Annotated in this window: 13 protein-coding genes; 4 read left to right on the top strand and 9 right to left on the bottom strand. The window is 59.3% G+C overall.

The genetic code is table 11. The annotated features are described in order from the left end of the window. Nucleotides 1–125 precede the first annotated feature (125 nt). From ATH90_RS09420 to sdhC, 4 genes are read right to left on the bottom strand one after another with little or no spacing between them, the layout of a single operon-like run. Complete coding sequence (locus tag ATH90_RS09420) at nt 126–830, bottom strand: succinate dehydrogenase iron-sulfur subunit (protein ID WP_034102931.1); 705 nt, start codon at nt 828–830, stop codon at nt 126–128. 11 nt (nt 831–841) lie between these two features. Beyond that, on the bottom strand, nt 842–2,614 hold the full coding sequence (gene sdhA, locus ATH90_RS09415) for a succinate dehydrogenase flavoprotein subunit (protein WP_034102929.1): 1,773 nt from the start codon (nt 2,612–2,614) through the stop codon (nt 842–844). A gap of 3 nt (nt 2,615–2,617) precedes the next feature. After that, nucleotides 2,618–2,986: a succinate dehydrogenase, hydrophobic membrane anchor protein gene (gene sdhD / locus ATH90_RS09410; protein ID WP_003172805.1), complete on the bottom strand. Its 369-nt coding sequence runs from the start codon at nt 2,984–2,986 to the stop codon at nt 2,618–2,620. Next, nucleotides 2,980–3,354 carry a succinate dehydrogenase, cytochrome b556 subunit gene (gene sdhC / locus ATH90_RS09405; RefSeq protein ID WP_003190005.1) on the bottom strand — a complete coding sequence of 125 codons (375 nt, stop codon included), beginning with the start codon at nt 3,352–3,354 and terminating at the stop codon, nt 2,980–2,982. Before sdhC ends, sdhD begins: the two co-directional genes overlap by 7 nt. Before the next feature lie 364 nt (nt 3,355–3,718). Between sdhC and gltA the strand changes: the two genes are divergently transcribed. Then, nucleotides 3,719–5,008 carry a citrate synthase gene (gene gltA / locus ATH90_RS09400; protein WP_012723087.1) on the top strand — a complete coding sequence of 430 codons (1,290 nt, stop codon included), beginning with the start codon at nt 3,719–3,721 and terminating at the stop codon, nt 5,006–5,008. 298 nt (nt 5,009–5,306) lie between these two features. On the opposite strand, the gene ATH90_RS09395 is transcribed toward gltA, so the two are convergent. The 3 genes from ATH90_RS09395 to ATH90_RS09385 all read right to left on the bottom strand — a co-directional run bounded on the left by ATH90_RS09395 (nt 5,307) and on the right by ATH90_RS09385 (nt 8,408). Then, nucleotides 5,307–6,965: a cation acetate symporter gene (locus tag ATH90_RS09395; RefSeq protein ID WP_034102928.1), complete on the bottom strand. Its 1,659-nt coding sequence runs from the start codon at nt 6,963–6,965 to the stop codon at nt 5,307–5,309. Continuing rightward, nucleotides 6,962–7,273 (bottom strand): DUF485 domain-containing protein, encoded by a 312-nt coding sequence (locus ATH90_RS09390; RefSeq protein WP_016972153.1) that lies wholly within the window; start codon nt 7,271–7,273, stop codon nt 6,962–6,964. Before ATH90_RS09390 ends, ATH90_RS09395 begins: the two co-directional genes overlap by 4 nt. Nucleotides 7,274–7,556: 283 nt before the next feature. After that, on the bottom strand, nt 7,557–8,408 hold the full coding sequence (locus ATH90_RS09385) for a glycine betaine ABC transporter substrate-binding protein (protein ID WP_069022581.1): 852 nt from the start codon (nt 8,406–8,408) through the stop codon (nt 7,557–7,559). 332 nt (nt 8,409–8,740) lie between these two features. Between ATH90_RS09385 and ATH90_RS09380 the strand changes: the two genes are divergently transcribed. Next, on the top strand, nt 8,741–10,294 hold the full coding sequence (locus ATH90_RS09380; RefSeq protein ID WP_098466136.1) for a glycoside hydrolase family 17 protein: 1,554 nt from the start codon (nt 8,741–8,743) through the stop codon (nt 10,292–10,294). Between the two features lie 88 nt (nt 10,295–10,382). Here the strand turns inward: ATH90_RS09380 and ATH90_RS09375 are convergent, their stop codons facing one another. Continuing rightward, a complete protein-coding gene (locus ATH90_RS09375; protein ID WP_098466135.1) occupies nt 10,383–10,751 on the bottom strand; it encodes a hypothetical protein in 369 nt (122 codons plus the stop codon). 236 nt (nt 10,752–10,987) lie between these two features. Here ATH90_RS09375 and ATH90_RS09370 point away from each other — a divergent pair, with 236 nt between their 5' ends. Together ATH90_RS09370 and ATH90_RS09365 are read left to right on the top strand one after the other, a co-directional pair. Then, nucleotides 10,988–12,286, top strand: a complete 1,299-nt coding sequence (locus ATH90_RS09370; protein ID WP_034102920.1) for a serine/threonine protein kinase — start codon at nt 10,988–10,990, stop codon at nt 12,284–12,286. After that, entirely contained in the window at nt 12,279–13,067 is a 789-nt protein-coding gene (locus ATH90_RS09365; protein ID WP_034102918.1) for an MlaA family lipoprotein, read from the top strand. The genes ATH90_RS09370 and ATH90_RS09365 overlap by 8 nt, the downstream gene beginning before the upstream one ends. Before the next feature lie 52 nt (nt 13,068–13,119). Here ATH90_RS09365 and ATH90_RS09360 read toward each other — a convergent pair whose 3' ends face one another. Then, nucleotides 13,120–14,034 carry a DUF808 domain-containing protein gene (locus tag ATH90_RS09360; RefSeq protein WP_098466134.1) on the bottom strand — a complete coding sequence of 305 codons (915 nt, stop codon included), beginning with the start codon at nt 14,032–14,034 and terminating at the stop codon, nt 13,120–13,122. Between the last annotated feature and the right edge of the window lie 47 nt (nt 14,035–14,081).

The following is a 14,081-nucleotide window of genomic DNA, read 5'->3' as shown; positions in this document are numbered from 1 at the left end:
CTCATTTCTTCAAAATAAGAGCCGCGGCTTTGTAAGTCGCTGCTCAAGTTAAAACTACGGCGCCGGTTGAAGCCTGCGCCGTAGCATTTACGGGCACAACGGTCCTGCTTTTACTACAACGTCAGTTACACGCCGTTTTGCAGCAGCATGTTACGGATGTGACCAATGGCCTTAGTCGGGTTCAGGCCTTTGGGACATACGTTGACGCAGTTCATGATCCCGCGGCAGCGGAATACGCTGAACGGATCATCCAGCGAAGCCAGACGCTCGGAGGTCTTGGTATCACGGCTGTCTGCCAGGAAGCGGTACGCTTGCAGCAGGGCAGCTGGACCCAGGAACTTGTCCGGGTTCCACCAGAAGGACGGGCACGAAGTCGAGCAGCAAGCGCACAGGATGCACTCGTACAGACCGTCGAGCTTCTCGCGCTCTTCCGGGGACTGCAGACGCTCGATGGCCGGAGCCGGCGTGTCGTTCTGCAGGAACGGCTTAACTTTCTCGTATTGCTTGTAGAAGATGCTCATATCGACGACCAGGTCACGGATAACCGGCAAACCTGGCAGGGGACGAACGATCAGCTTGTTGCCTTTGACGACGGCGGACAGCGGCGTGATGCACGCCAGGCCGTTTTTGCCGTTGATGTTCATGCCGTCGGAACCGCACACACCTTCACGGCAAGAGCGACGATAGGAGAAACCTTCGTCCTGCTCTTTGATCAGTGCCAATACATCCAGCACCATGAGGTCTTTACCACCGGTATCGACCTGGAATTCCTGCATGAACGGCGCAGCGTCCTGATCAGGGTTGTAGCGATAAACACTGACTTTCAACATGGCAGCCACCCTTAGTAAGTCCGAATCTTCGGTTCAAAGGTCGGAACTGTCTTCGGCGAGAAGTTCACGGCACGCTTGGTTACACGCTTGTCACCCGGGAAGTATAGGGTGTGGCACAACCAGTTTTCGTCGTCGCGGTCTTCATAGTCTTCACGAGCGTGAGCACCACGGGATTCTTTACGAACCTCGGCGGCGATCGCAGTCGCTTCAGCCACTTCCAACAGGTTTTGCAGCTCAAGGGCTTCGATACGAGCGGTGTTGAACGCTTGGCTCTTATCGTTGATCTTGACGTTGGCAATACGCTTGCGCAGGTCAGCCAGCTGGGCGATACCCTTCTGCATGTATTCGCCAGTACGGAATACACCGAAGTAGTTCTGCATGCAGCTTTGCAGCTCGCGACGCAGGGTCGCTACGTCTTCGCCATCAGTGCGCTCGTTCAGCGCGTTCAGGCGCGCCAGGGCGGCCTCGATGTTGGCGTCGGTAGCGTCGTCGTACTCGATACCGTCGGTCAGCGCCTTCTCCAGGTGCAGGCCAGCAGCACGGCCGAAGACCACCAGGTCGAGCAGCGAGTTGCCGCCCAAACGGTTGGCACCGTGAACCGATACGCAAGCCACTTCGCCTACCGCGAACAGGCCGTGGATGATTTCATCCTCGCCTTCGGCGTTCTGGGTGATCGCCTGGCCATGAATGTTGGTCGGCACGCCGCCCATCATATAGTGGCAAGTCGGAACAACCGGAACCGGAGCAACCACCGGGTCAACGTGTGCGAAGGTCTTGGACAGCTCGCAGATACCAGGCAGGCGGCTGTGCAGTACTTCTTCGCCCAGGTGATCGAGCTTCAGCAGTACGTGGTCGCCGTTCGGGCCACAGCCGTTACCGGCGATGATCTCTTTAACCATCGAACGGGCAACCACGTCACGACCAGCAAGGTCCTTCGCGTTCGGAGCATAACGCTCCATGAAACGCTCGCCGTGCTTGTTGATCAGGTAACCACCTTCACCACGGCAACCTTCTGTAACCAGTACACCAGCGCCGGCGATACCGGTCGGGTGGAACTGCCACATTTCGATGTCTTGCACCGGCACGCCGGCACGCAGCGCCATGCCAACGCCGTCGCCGGTGTTGATCAGGGCGTTGGTGGTGGAGGCGTAGATACGGCCTGCACCGCCCGTCGCCAGCACGGTAGCCTTGGCGCGGATGTAGGTGGTTTCACCGGTTTCGATGCAGATGGCGATCACACCGACGAACTCGCCTTGCGCGTTCTTCACCAGATCCACCGCGTAGTACTCGTTCAGGAACGTGGTACCGGCTTTCAGGTTGCCTTGGTAAAGGGTGTGCAGCAGCGCGTGACCGGTACGGTCGGAAGCCGCGCAGGTACGGGCAGCCTGCCCGCCTTTACCGTAATCCTTCGACTGACCGCCGAAAGGACGCTGGTAGATACGGCCTTGCTCGGTACGGGAGAACGGCAGACCCATGTGGTCCAGCTCGAACACCGCGGCCGGGCCTTCCTGACACATGTATTCGATAGCGTCCTGGTCACCGATGTAGTCGGAACCCTTGACGGTATCGTACATGTGCCAGCGCCAGTCATCGTTCGGGTCGGCAGACGCGATGGCGCAGGTGATGCCACCCTGGGCCGATACGGTGTGGGAACGGGTCGGGAACACCTTGGTGATCACGGCAGTCTTGTGACCGCCCTGGGCCAGCTGCAGTGCAGCGCGCATGCCAGCACCGCCGCCACCAATAATGATGGCGTCGAATGAAATAGTTGGAATGTTAGCCATGGATCAGATACCCCAAAGAATCTGCACACCCCAGACGAAGTAAGCGAACATCGCGACGCCGCATACTGCCTGGAAGAGGAAACGTACTGCAGTCGCGGACTTGCCCAGCGCCATCGGCGTCAGGTAGTCGGTCGCGATGGTCCACATGCCAACCCAGGCGTGTGCGCCCAGGGCAACAAGGGCCAGCAGACTGAAGATTCGCATCGCATTGTGGGAAAACAGGCCGTGCCATTGTTCATAGCCGATGCCCGGGTTTGCGACGAGGTATCCGATCAGGAAAATGAAATAAGCCGCGAGAACGACCGCAGACACACGCTGTGCCATCCAGTCATAGAGGCCCGAACGCGACAGATTCGTAACGCTGGTTACCATATCCAAACTCCTGCGAGAACGATCAGCACCACGGAAATGGCGATGATGATTTTCGAGCCAAGGCGGCCGCCTTCCAGCGTCTCACCGATGCCCATGTCCATGATCAAGTGGCGCACACCGGCTACCAGGTGATACAGAAGAGAGGACAGGAGGCCCCATGCTACGAACTTGGCCAGCGGGCTGGTCAAGCATGCCTTCACCTCGGCGTATCCTTCCTCGGAACCCAGGGATTTGCTCAATGCATAAAGCATGATGCCCAAGCCCAGGAACAGGATGATGCCGGAAACACGGTGCAGGAACGACGTAACGCCGGTGATGGGGAGTTTGATGGTCCTTAGGTCTAGGTTTACAGGTCGTTGGCTATTCACGGCTTTTTTTCACACTGAAGAGCCCCTAACAATCAGGGCAAAGTTGTTGGGGAGTGCACTGGTCAGGTAAGCACCACCCAGGGAGTGCGACCCCCAATGAAAGCAAGCCCAAAAGCCCTTGGCGGTCGGTGGCCGAGTATAGACAGTTAGGTTACTAATGACAACGCGCACTCCTCACCCTAATAGCGGATTGCGCTGGGGGAATAAAAGGCGTAAATGGCAGTCAATTTCGAGGAAAAAGTACGGTTAAAGCCTTCTGGCGCAAGACTTTAGGCAAATTGACATCTGGATTTATATCAATATAGTGGTGCGGGCCCTGCGTGGGGGGTCTGTCTGATGATTTGAAGCATAAATAGGAGGCCACATGGCTGACAAAAAAGCGCAGTTGATCATCGAGGGCGCAGCCCCCGTCGAGCTGCCCATTTTAACCGGCACCGTTGGTCCCGATGTTATCGACGTACGGGGCCTGACGGCCACGGGCCGTTTCACATTCGACCCAGGCTTCATGTCGACCGCCTCTTGCGAGTCGAAGATCACCTATATCGATGGCGATAATGGCATTCTGCTTCACCGCGGCTACCCGATCGAGCAACTCGCCGAACAGTCGGACTACCTGGAAACCTGCTACCTGCTGCTAAATGGCGAATTGCCAACAGCCGAGCAAAAAGCCCAGTTCGTCAGCACCGTGAAGAACCACACCATGGTTCACGAGCAGTTGAAGACCTTCTTCAACGGCTTCCGTCGCGACGCCCACCCAATGGCCGTCATGTGCGGCGTGGTCGGCGCCCTGTCGGCCTTCTATCACGACTCCCTCGACATCAATAACCCGCAGCATCGCGAAATTTCCGCGATCCGCCTGGTTGCCAAGATGCCGACCCTGGCCGCAATGGTTTACAAGTACTCCATGGGCCAACCCATGATGTACCCGCGCAACGACCTGACGTACGCGGAAAACTTCCTGCACATGATGTTCAACACACCGTGCGAGATCAAACCGATCAGCCCTGTGCTTGCCAAGGCAATGGACCGGATCTTCATCCTCCACGCCGACCACGAGCAGAACGCCTCCACCTCTACCGTGCGCCTGGCAGGTTCTTCGGGTGCCAACCCGTTCGCCTGTATCGCCGCCGGTATCGCCGCACTGTGGGGCCCTGCCCACGGCGGTGCGAACGAAGCCGTGCTGACCATGCTCGATGAAATCGGCGATGTCTCGAACATCGACAAGTTCATCGCCAAGGCCAAGGACAAGAACGACCCGTTCAAGTTGATGGGCTTCGGTCACCGCGTCTACAAGAACCGTGACCCGCGCGCCACTGTCATGAAGCAGACCTGCGACGAAGTGTTGAAGGAACTGGGCATCAAGAACGATCCGCAACTCGAACTGGCCATGCGCCTGGAAGAGATCGCCCTGACCGACCCGTACTTCATCGAACGTTCGCTGTACCCGAACGTCGACTTCTACTCGGGGATCATCCTCAAGGCGATCGGCATTCCAACCAGCATGTTCACCGTGATCTTCGCCCTGGCGCGGACCGTGGGCTGGATCTCCCATTGGAAAGAAATGCTTTCGAGCCCGTACAAGATTGGCCGCCCACGCCAGCTGTACACCGGCTACGAGTCGCGTGACATCACCAAGCTGGAAGATCGCAAGTAAGCAGTAGACCGCTTCCTTGCACTGAATAAGGCCTCCTCTGGAGGCCTTATTTGTTTCTGCCCCCGCCCCTCCCTGCAGGCGCTGGCTTGACGGCGCTAAGGCACTCAGGGACAGCTCCAGGTTCAAGTGTGTCATCGCCGGCAAGCCGGCTCCTAGAGTGGGTGGCGCATCGGGCACCGATGATGAGCAATTTATTGCTGCAGGATTTGAGAAACAGTTTTGTCGTATCCGTTACCAATAAAAGCAAAAAAATGCCCCGGTCTCTCGACCGGGGCATTTTTTTTGTAGCCGTTAGTCCTTAGTGGTTAACCGCCCCACTCGCCCCCAGGCCAGTCTGCGAACGCACAAACTGCGGGAAGTACAGCGCACGCTCTTTCTCTGCCGCCGCCGACTTGTCGGTGATGGAGAAGAACCAGATACCGACGAACGCAATGATCATCGAGAACAGCGCTGGGTATTCGTACGGGAAGATGGCTTTTTCGTGGTGCAGGATCGAGACCCAGATGGTCGGGCCCAGGATCATCAGGCCAACCGCACTGACCAGGCCCAGCCAGCCGCCAATCATCGCGCCGCGGGTGGTGAGGTTTTTCCAGTACATGGAAAGCAGCAGCACCGGGAAGTTACAGCTGGCGGCAATGGAGAACGCCAGGCCGACCATGAACGCGATGTTCTGGCTTTCGAACAGGATACCGAGGCCGATGGCCAGCACCGCTAGCGCGATGGTGGTGATCTTCGACACACGAATCTCATCCTTTTCGTTGGCCTTGCCTTTCTTGATCACGCTGGCGTACAGGTCGTGAGACACCGCCGAAGCACCCGCGAGGGTCAAGCCGGCAACCACTGCCAGGATGGTGGCAAAGGCCACGGCCGAGATGAAGCCCAGGAAAATACTGCCACCCACCGCATTGGCCAGGTGCACCGCCGCCATGTTATTGCCGCCCAGCAAGGCGCCTGCTGCATCCTTGAACGCCGGGTTGGTGCTGACCAGCAGGATCGCGCCAAAGCCGATGATAAAGGTCAGGATATAGAAGTAGCCGATGAAGCCAGTGGCATACAGCACGCTCTTACGGGCTTCCTTGGCATCGCTTACGGTGAAGAAGCGCATCAGGATGTGCGGCAGGCCAGCAGTACCGAACATCAGTGCCAGGCCCAGGGAGAATGCCGAGATCGGGTCTTTCACCAGGCCGCCAGGGCTCATGATCGCTTCACCTTTGGGGTGAACCTTGATCGCCTCGGAGAACAGCGTGTTGAAGTCGAAGTTGACGTGCTTCATCACCATCAGCGCCATGAACGAGGCACCGGACAGCAACAGCACTGCCTTGATGATCTGCACCCAGGTAGTCGCCAGCATGCCGCCGAACAGCACGTACATGCACATCAGGATACCCACCAGGATCACCGCTACGTGGTAATCAAGGCCGAACAACAGTTGAATCAACTTGCCCGCGCCCACCATCTGCGCGATCAGGTAGAACGCCACCACCACCAGCGAGCCACAGGCCGACAGGCTGCGGATCTGGGTTTGCCCGAGGCGGTAGGACGCCACGTCGGCAAAGGTGTACTTGCCCAGGTTACGCAGGCGTTCGGCGATCAGGAACAGAATGATCGGCCAGCCCACCAGGAAGCCGATCGAGTAGATCAGGCCGTCATAACCGGAGGTGAATACCAGCGCGGAAATCCCCAGGAAGGACGCCGCCGACATGTAGTCACCGGCAATCGCCAGGCCGTTCTGGAAACCGGTGATCTTGCCGCCGGCCGCGTAGTAGTCGGCCGCCGACTTGTTGCGCTTGGAGGCCCAGTAGGTGATGCACAGCGTGGCGCCGACGAACGCGACAAACATCACGATCGCTGAGATGTTCAGCGGTTGCTTGTGCACTTCACCGGTCAATGCATCCGCCGCCCAGACGGCGGGTGCAAAGAGCGAAGCGCCGAATACTGCCAGTAGACGCCGGATCATTGCGCAGCCTCCTTGAGAATCGCATTGTTCAGGTCGTCAAACTCGCCATTGGCCCGGCGCACATAGATGCCGGTCAGGATGAAGGCGGACACAATCAGCCCGACGCCCAGGGGAATGCCCCAGGTAATCGACGAACCGGGGCTGAGCTTGGCCCCCAGCACTTGTGGCCCATAAGCGATCAACAGGATGAAAGCGGAGTAAAGCCCTAGCATGATCGCCGAGAGAATCCAGGCGAACCTTTCCCTTTTTCTCACCAGCTCCTTGAAACGCGGGCTGTTTTGAATCGAGAGGTAAATGCTGTCGTTCATTGTTTTTATCCTCGCAGCACAGCTTTTTTATTATTGGAACGTATCCACTGTATGCGGCTGCGGAACAGGTTCCAGACGACCTTAGTAGTAGAACGACATCGCGACTTCGCAAGTTTTTCAATCAACAAATAAACAATCGCCTGAATGCAGGCAAAAAAAAGGGGAGCGAGCATGCTCGCGAATGCGGTGTATCAGCCAATACACAGGCCGACTGACACATTGCATTCGCGAGCAAGCCCGCTCCCACGTTAGGCCTGCGGTGTAACTTCTAGAGGGTCAACGGTTATTTACCGACCCACTCGGCCACACGCTCGGGGTGCTTGGCAACCCAGTCCTTGGCCGCCGCGTCAGGCTTGGCGCCCTCTTGAATGGCGAGCATGACTTCGCCGATTTCATCCTTGGAGGCCCACTGGAATTTCTTCAGGAAGGCCGCAACTTCCGGCGCTTTCTTCTCCAGGCCCTTGCTGCCGATGCTGTTGACGGTTTCAGCAGCACCATAAATCCCTTTTGGATCGTCCAGGAAACGCAGTTTCCACTTGGCGAACATCCAGTGTGGCACCCAACCGGTGACCGCAATGGATTCCTGCTTGTCTTCGGCACGGGTCAACTCGGCGATCATCGCCGCACCCGAGCTGGCTTGCAGCTTGTAATCCAGGCCATAGGCCTTGATGGCTTCGTCGGTCTTGAGCATCACGCCTGAACCGGCGTCGATGCCGACGATCTTGTTCTTGAAGGTGGTGTCGGTCTTGAGGTCTTCGATGGACTTGGCCTTGACGTACTCCGGCACGATCAGGCCGATCTTCGCATCCTTGAAGTTGGGGCCGTAGTCGACCACCTTGTCCTTGTTCTTGGCCCAGTACTCACCGTGGGTAACCGGCAGCCACGCAGAGAGCATGGCATCGAGCTTGCCGGTGGCTACGCCCTGCCACATGATCCCGGTGGCGACCGCTTGCAGTTTGACGTCATAACCGAGCTTGGCCTTGATCACCTCTGCCGCCACGTGGGTGGTGGCAACGCTGTCGGACCAGCCATCCACGTAGCCGATGCTCAGGGTTTTGCTGTCGGCGCTGGCCAGTGTGGAGCTCATCGCAACTACCAGAGTGGCAGCTGCGCCCAAGAGTCGTCGCATCTTCATAGTACTTCCCCGAAAGTGCTGCGCCCGACGGATGCCGAGCGACGTCAACCTGTTGTTATGTGGTGCACCGCGCCCCCTTCACGCGCATCGATCACGGTAGTGCGCCGTCAGCGGAGTACTGACACTTCGATCATCAACCTGCCAGGCCATTCGACCTTCTCTGTCAGCGACATCCTACAAGCAAGGAACGACATCACATCGCCAGCAGGACACTTTGTAGGACTTACCCTCGAAATCCCGCCCGAACTTTGCATGTCAAAATTATGCAGCCCCACTGGGACGGGCCAAATCCGGGTAAGATGCGCGCCTTTGCTCCTCCAGATAAGCCGACCATGCCCGCGACTGCCCGCTTCCCTGCCCTGTCCTATGTATTTGCCTTGATCCTCGGCCTGCTGGCCCTGATCGGTTACTGGTATGGCCTCGGCCGGCCCGTGGTGCTGCCCGATGTCGCCAGCGCCACGCACAAGATGCAGTGCGCGTCCTACACGCCTTTCGATAAAGACCAATCGCCGTTTGACCAGCCGCTCACCCTGCGTCCGGAACGCATGGACGCCGACCTCGCCCTGCTGGCGACCCGCTTCGAGTGCATCCGCACCTACACCATGGTCGGCCTGGAAGCCTTGCCGGAAATGGCGCGCAAACATGGGCTGAAGGTGATGGCCGGCGCCTGGGTCAGCAGCGACCCGGTGGCGACCGCCAAGGAAATCGACCAACTGATCGCCTCGGCCAATGCCAACCCCGATGTCGTGACCTCGGTGATCGTCGGCAACGAGGCCCTGCTGCGCAAGGAAGTCACCGCCCATCAGCTCGTGGCGCTGATCCAAACGGTTAAACGCCAGATCAAGCAGCCGGTGACGTATGCGGACGTGTGGGAGTTCTGGCTGCATCACCCGGAAATCGCTCCAGCGGTGGACTTCATCACCATCCACCTGTTGCCGTACTGGGAAGATGACCCGTCCGGCATCGACCAGGCCCTCAAGCATGTGGGCGATGTGCGCCAGACCTTCGGTAACAAGTTTGCGCCCAAGGACATATTGATCGGTGAAACCGGCTGGCCCAGCGAAGGCCGCCAGCGTGAAACCGCAGTGCCGAGCCGGGTCAACGAGGCCAAGTTCATGCGTGGTTTCGTGGCCATGGCCGAGGCGAATGGCTGGCGCTACAACCTGATCGAAGCCTTTGACCAGCCGTGGAAGCGTGCGAGTGAAGGCGCCGTGGGGGGTTACTGGGGGCTGTTTGATGCAGACCGCCAGGACAAGGCCATCCTCGCCGGGCCGGTCACCAATGTGCCGTACTGGCCGCTGTGGCTGGGCATTGGCGGGCTCATCCTGCTGGGCACCTTGGCGCTGGGTGGTCGTGTACGCAGCGTGCGCGCCGCCCTGGCCCTGCCGCTGCTGGGTGCCGTCGCGGCTTGCTCGCTCGGCACCTGGGCCGAGCTGACCCGCGTGACCGCGCGCTTTAATGATGAATGGGCATGGGCAGGCCTGCTGGTGGTGCTGAACCTGCTGGTACTGGCGCACGCAGCATTGGCCCTGAGCTCGCGGGAAGGTTGGCGTGGACGCACATTCGACTGGCTGGAGCAGCGTTCAGGCTGGCTGGTGGCAATTGCCGGGTTTGCGGGAGCCGTGATGATGCTGGCGCTGGTGTTCGATCCACGCTATCGCAGTTTTCCGAGCGCGGCACTGGTGCTGCCGGCCCTGGTGTACCTGGTGCGTCCAGTGACCGGACCACGCCGGGAGATTGCGTTGCTGACCTTCATCATCGGTGCCGGCATTGCGCCGCAGCTTTACCGTGAAGGGGTGCTGAACCAGCAGGCATGGGGCTGGGCGGTGGTTAGCCTGCTCATGGTGATCGCGTTGTGGCGTTGCCTGCGGGTGCGTCGGGCTTAATACCGCTATCGCCGGCAAGCCAGCCCCCACCTTTGCTCGGGTTCACACGATTAAAGGTGGACGCTGGCTTGCCGGCGATAACGCGCCATCAGACAGCCCTGGGTTTACGCACCAACCGCAACCCCGCAATCACCACTGCGAACACCGCAAACGTGGTGTTGTACAACGCCAGCGCCGGCAGCCCGAATACCATCCCCAGCACTGCCAACCCCCAGCCCGCGCGACCCGGCACAAAAAACGCCAGCATCGACGTGATCAGCGCCGCCCACCCCAGCACCTTGAAGTGGATCATCAACCCCAGGTTCGAACGCAGCTGGCATTCCCAGCGGCTGGCCTCGTCCGCGCAGATGCCGACCCATTGGCCTTCCTCCATAAAGCCGTAGCGTGCGCCATAACTGGCGGCCAGCCATAACGGCAGGGCAATAAGCAGCAAAATCAGCGGCAAACGACGGGTCATGGGGTACTCCGATAGGCAAAAACGGCGCTCAGCTTAATGCCCCGGCGGCCGTTAGCAAGGCGCATACACACAATTAGTGTTCATCAAGGCGTGGCAAAGTGTATCGTCTCGCTACTATTACCCCGATTCCGACGTTTTTTTCCGACATTTAGTGCTGAGTGATGGCACTTCGGCGAAGACGCGGTGGTCATAGCCTGCGAACTTCATTAAGCACGTTTCCTCCTAGGGATTAAGTCATGCTCCGTTCCTTGCGCTGTGCTGCCTTACTCGGCAGCCTTTTTTTGAGTGCGTCAGCACTGGCCGTCGACATCGACCAGGCCAGCTATGGCTACCCTTTGACCAACCCGTTCGAAGCGACCATCGCCACTACCCCGCCCGACCTTCGGCCCAAGTTGCCAAGCGACGACGAGATCAACCAGTCCGACTACACCCTGAACATGCGCCCCGAGCGTGAGTTCAGCCTGCCGGACAACTTCTGGGCGGTGAAGAAACTCACCTACCGTATCGCCAAGCAGGACCGCGCCGCGCCGCTGATCTTCCTGATCGCGGGCACTGGCGCACGGTTCGACAGCAGCATCAACGAATACCTGAAGAAACTGTATTACCAGGCCGGCTACCACGTGGTGCAGTTGTCATCGCCCACCAGCTTCGACTTCATCAGCGCCGCCTCGCGCTTCGCCACCCCGGGGATCACCCAGGAAGACGCCGAAGACATGTATCGCGTGATGCAGGCCGTGCGTGCGCAAAACGCTTCGCTGCCGGTAACCGACTTTTACCTCACCGGCTACAGCCTCGGCGCCCTGGATGCGGCATTTGTCAGCAAGCTCGACGAGACCCGCCGCAGCTTCAACTTCAAGAAAGTGCTGCTGCTGAACCCGCCGGTCAACCTCTACACATCGATCACCAACCTCGACAAGCTGGTACAGACCGAGGTCAAAGGCATCAACAACACCACCACCTTCTATGAGCTGGTGCTGAACAAGCTGACCCGTTACTTCCAGCAAAAGGGCTACATCGACCTGAATGACGCCCTGCTCTACGACTTCCAGAACTCCAAACAGCACCTGACCAACGAACAGATGGCCATGCTGATCGGCACCTCGTTCCGCTTCTCGGCGGCCGACATCGCCTTTACCTCGGACCTGATCAACCGCCGTGGCCTGATCATCCCGCCGAAATACCCGATCACCGAAAGCACCAGCCTCACGCCGTTCCTCAAGCGTGCACTGCAATGTGACTTCGACTGCTACCTCACTGAACAAGTGATCCCGATGTGGCGCGCCCGCTCCGACGGCGGCAGCCTGCTGCAACTGGTCGACCAGGTCAGCCTGTACGCCCTCAAGGACTACCTGCATACCAACCCGAAGATTGCCGTCATGCACAACGCCGACGACGTGATCCTCGGCCCTGGCGACCTCGGTTTCCTGCGTAAAACCTTCGGCGATCGCTTGACCGTCTACCCGCTGGGCGGCCACTGCGGCAACCTCAATTACCGCGTCAACGCCGACGCCATGCTGGAGTTCTTCCGTGGCTAAATATCTTCTGCTGCTTGCCGCCTTGATGTGCGCAGGCGTGGCCAATGCCGACAACAGCAAGGCCCATGAGCCGGTCAACGTCGACGCCGACGGTTTCAAGGAGCCGCTGACCAAGCTCAAGTTCAACCCTGGCCTGGACCAGCGCGAATTCGAGCGCTCGTCGCTCACCGCACTCAACGTGTATGACCCGCTGGAATCGTGGAACCGTCGCGTGTACCACTTCAACTACCGGTTCGACCAATGGGTGTTCCTGCCGGTGGTCGATGGCTACCGCTACGTCACGCCCAGCTTCCTGCGTACTGGCGTGAGCAACTTCTTCAACAACCTGGGCGACGTGCCCAACCTGTTGAACAGCCTGCTGCAGCTCAAGGGCCACCGCTCCCTGGAAACCACCGGCCGCCTGCTGGTCAATACCACCATCGGCATCGCCGGCCTGTGGGACCCTGCTACCGCCATGGGCCTGCCGCGCCAGAGTGAAGACTTCGGCCAGACCCTGGGTTTCTACGGCGTGCCTGGCGGCGCGTACCTGGTGCTGCCGATCTTCGGCCCATCGAACCTGCGCGACACCACCGGCCTGATCGTCGACTACGCCGCCGAAACCCAGATCAACTACCTCAACGTCTCCGAAGTCAGCTCCAACCACCCGGAAATCTGGGCGCTGCGTGCAGTAGACAAGCGTTATCAGACCAGCTTCCGTTATGGTCAGATGAACTCGCCGTTCGAGTATGAGAAGGTGCGTTACATCTACACCGAATCGCGCAAGTTGCAGATTGCGGAGTAAACGCCCACAAAAAAGGCCATTCGATTGAATGGCCTTTTTTTTGCCGCCCGTGTCAGGCCTTCAGCGCTTTCCACGCTTTGCCGGCCACGCTGACCACCGCCAACACCACTGCACCGGCAATAATCCCCGCCACCCCATTCAGTAACGTCGGCACCAGCCACGCCACCCCGCCCGCGCCCTGACTGACCGTCTCGATCCAGTGATGCACCACCGGCACGCCATGGGTGAGGATCCCACCGCCCACCAGGAACATCGCCGCCGTCCCGATCACCGACAGGCTCTTCATCATGTAGGGCGCCGCACGCAGGATGGCGCCGCCGATACTACGCGCCGCCTGGCCAGGCTTCTGGGTCAGCCACAGGCCCAGGTCATCCAGCTTGACGATGCCAGCCACCAGCCCGTAGACACCGATGGTCATGACGATGGCAATGCCGGACAGCACGATCACTTGCTGCATCAACGGCGCGTCGGCCACGGTGCCGAGGGTGATCGCGATGATTTCGGCGGAAAGGATGAAGTCGGTGCGGATGGCGCCTTTGATCTTGTCCTTCTCAAAGGCCACCAGGTCGGTTGCCGGGTTGGCTACGGCCTCGACCAACTGCGCGTGTTCAGCGTGGTCCTCGGCCTTGCTGTGAAGGAATTTATGCGCGAGCTTCTCGAAACCTTCGAAACACAAGTACGCGCCGCCGAGCATCAGCAAAGGGGTCACCGCCCATGGCGCAAAGGCGCTGATCAGCAAGGCGGCCGGCACCAGGATCAGTTTGTTGACGAACGAACCCTTCGCCACCGCCCACACCACAGGAAGTTCCCGCTCCGCGCGAACGCCAGAGACCTGTTGGGCATTGAGCGCCAGGTCATCACCGAGCACGCCAGCGGTCTTCTTCGCCGCCATTTTTGTCATCAGCGCTACGTCATCGAGTACTGCGGCGATATCGTCGATCAACACCAACAAGCTGCTTCCTGCCATGAATCGGGCTTCCATTAGAGAGAGATGGGCGGAGCATAGCGCGGCGC

Origin of the sequence: Pseudomonas lurida (assembly GCF_002563895.1) — a bacterium.
Taxonomy (GTDB): domain Bacteria; phylum Pseudomonadota; class Gammaproteobacteria; order Pseudomonadales; family Pseudomonadaceae; genus Aquipseudomonas; species Aquipseudomonas lurida.
Note: the sequence above shows the minus strand (reverse complement) of the source record. Positions and strands in the feature narration are given on the sequence as shown.